2 protein-coding genes are annotated in these 2,294 nt (G+C 73.7%); one reads left to right on the top strand and one right to left on the bottom strand.

Annotated elements, in window-relative coordinates; all coding sequences use genetic code 11:
- Positions 1-6 precede the first annotated feature (6 nt).
- Positions 7-1,206 carry a PP2C family protein-serine/threonine phosphatase gene (locus tag ABZ371_RS31850; RefSeq protein WP_358686253.1) on the bottom strand — a complete coding sequence of 400 codons (1,200 nt, stop codon included), beginning with the start codon at positions 1,204-1,206 and terminating at the stop codon, positions 7-9.
- 219 nt (positions 1,207-1,425) lie between these two features.
- Between ABZ371_RS31850 and ABZ371_RS31845 the strand changes: the two genes are divergently transcribed.
- Positions 1,426-2,262: an inositol monophosphatase family protein gene (locus tag ABZ371_RS31845; RefSeq protein ID WP_358686251.1), complete on the top strand. Its 837-nt coding sequence runs from the start codon at positions 1,426-1,428 to the stop codon at positions 2,260-2,262.
- Positions 2,263-2,294: the final 32 nt, after the last annotated feature.

Here is a 2,294-nt window from a genome sequence, read left to right as displayed (position 1 = left end):
GTGGGGTCACCGCGGTGCGGGCGCGCGCCGGGCGTCGCGCCCGGCGGCCCCGTGCCAGTCCAGTATGAGGACGGTGGCGTCGTCCTTGAGATTTCCGCGGCAGGCACTCAGCACCGCCGTCGTCAGGGCGCGGACGGCCTCCCGGGGGTGCGAGTCGCGGGTGTCGCGCACGATGGAGGCCAGGTCGACGGCCGCGGCGCCACGTTCCTGCATGCCGTCGGTGAGCAGGACCAGACGGTCGCCGGGCTCCAGCTGTATCTCCTGCAGCTGATACGAGGTGGGCGCGGCCACACCGAGCGGCAGGTTGACGGCGAGTTCGACCTCCTCCGCCTCGGCGGCACCCGCCCGCAGGCGCAGCGGCCAGGGGTGGCCGGCGTTGACCAGCTCGCAGGTGCCCGTCTCCAGGCGGACGCACAGCAGCTGCCCGGTGACCAGCCCGCGGCTGTGGGACAACAGGGCCTCGTGGGCGCGGTGGGCCTGGTGGAGCGCGTCGCACCCGGTGCGGCGGGCACCGCGCAGGGCACCCGTGACCAAGGTGGCCAGCAGGGCGGACTCGGTGTCGTGGCCCATCGCGTCCGTGATGGACAGGTGCAGTGTCTCCCGGTCGAGCGTGTAGTCGTAGGTGTCGCCACCGATGTCGTCGGCAGGGACCAGCCCCGCGGCGAGGGTGAACTGGGGAGCTTCGCAGCAGGGGGCCGACGGCAGCAACTGGTGCTGGATCTCGGCGGCCAGGCTGGTCCGGGTGGTGCGCCGGCCCGCGTGGTATAGGTCGGTGAAGCGGCGGTCGGTGACGATGATGTAGGCCAGCGCGTGCGCCGCGTCGGCGATCTGGCCCAGCACCCGCTCGTCGGCGTACTGGAGTGTCACCTCCAGCACACCGATGCAGTCACCGCGGTTGGTCACCGGGGCGATCACCCGCCGCCCGCCCTGCCCGTCGCCTTCCACGTGCAGGCGCTGGCTGCGAAGGACGTCGTCGTAGACGCTGCCCCGCAGATGGGTCTGCTCGGCTTCGTCCGTCCTGCCCCCCTCCGCGGGTGCGGTCAGGCGCAGCAGCCGCTGCCCCATGAGATCGGCGAACAGGAACGACACGCGCTCCGCACCGAAGCGCTTGCGCAGGTCGTGCGCGACGACGCCTACGGACTCCCCGGGCGGCGCGGACTCCGCGGCGGCCAGGAGCTCGCCCAGTTCCAGATCTCTCCCGTGCATCGCAACCTCCTCTAGTCTGTCGGCCCTTGTTCCCCGGCTTTCGCCGACCTCACCCACCTCGTCCGGGCATGAAATGCCCGGAAACGGGAATAGGGCGGAGCGGCGCACGCCCGCGGTGGCGCAGGACACACGGCGCAGGACACCCGGGTGCGCCGGGGCGCGCCCTCGGCCGCGACAGGCCCTCGCGGGCCGGACGGCGGACCGTGCTTAGCTGGAGGAATGATCGATGACTTCCTTGCCGAGAACGCAGGGCACCTGACCCAGGTCGGGGCGGCGGTGCGAGCCGCCGTCGCCGACGAGATCCTGCCGCGCTACCAGCAGCTCGCCGCGCACGAGATCGTCGAGAAGAGCGGTCCCCACGACCTCGTCACCGCCGCCGACCGGCTCGCCGAGGAGCACCTCACCGCGTCCCTGACCGAGCTGCTCCCCGGTTCGGTCGTCGTGGGCGAGGAGGCGGTGCACGCCGACCCGGCGGTGTACGAGGCGCTCGGCGGCGACGCGCCCGTGTGGATCGTCGATCCGGTCGACGGCACCCGCCAGTTCGTCCACGGGGAGCCCGGATTCTGCACCCTGGTGGCCCTCGCCCACCACGGGGAGGTCCTCGCCTCGTGGACGTATGCCCCCGTACTGGGCGAGTGGGCCGTCGCCGTGCGGGGCCGGGGCGCCACGCTCAACGGCACACCGCTGCGGAGCGGGTCGCCCGCGCCCGGCGCCGCCCTCAGGGTGGCGATGTCCCACCCCGACTACACCTCGGACGCGCAGAAGCGGGCCCTGCTCGGCCTGCACACCGAGGGGATCGACGCCCGTGCGTGCGGGTCGGCGGGCCTGGAGTACCTCGCCGTGGCCAGCGGGGCGCAGGACGCCGTCGCCTTCAACTGGGAGTTCGCGTGGGACCACGCGGCCGGCCTGCTCCTGGTCACCGAGGCGGGCGGCACCGAGTCCACGCTCTCCGGCGGCCGGTACCGCATCACCGGAGGCAACGACCTGCCGTTCACGGCGGCACGGGACGCGGCGACGGCGCGCCGGGTGCTGGACGCACTGCGCGCCGGGGTCTGAGCACGCGGCTGCGGACCGCCCGCCGCCCGCGG

It is taken from the genome of Streptomyces sp. NPDC005899, from assembly GCF_040629645.1.
Classification (GTDB): domain Bacteria; phylum Actinomycetota; class Actinomycetes; order Streptomycetales; family Streptomycetaceae; genus Streptomyces.
The sequence above is the reverse complement of the archived record's forward strand: the minus strand, read 5'-3'. Positions and strand labels throughout refer to the sequence as shown.